Below are 239 nucleotides of genomic sequence, written 5' to 3'. Positions count from 1 at the left end.
CGCTCGGCCGTCCTCCAGGAGGCGGGCGAGACCGCCCACCAGGACGCGACCGCCGCCGCGACCGAGGCCCAGCGCGCCCGCAGCGAGCTCGGGCACCTGCGTCAGCGGCTCGCCGAGGTCGAGCAGGAGACCGCCGAGGCCGTCCGGGCCGGCTGGCTCGACGACAGCGCGCCCGACGCCGATCCGGCCCGCGCCGCGCTCGCCGCCTCGGACGCCGAGAAGACCACGGTCGCGGCCTG

The 239-nt window shown here is 79.9% G+C and carries 1 protein-coding gene; it reads left to right on the top strand.

The genetic code is table 11. From position 1 onward, the window contains the following. Positions 1-239, top strand: a 239-nt coding sequence (locus GTW43_RS10690; protein WP_161301412.1) for a hypothetical protein, incomplete at both ends; no start/stop codon positions are given.

The sequence above is a fragment of the Streptomyces sp. SID5785 genome, assembly GCF_009870065.1.
GTDB lineage: Bacteria > Actinomycetota > Actinomycetes > Streptomycetales > Streptomycetaceae > Streptomyces.
Note: the sequence above shows the minus strand (reverse complement) of the source record. Positions and strands in the feature narration are given on the sequence as shown.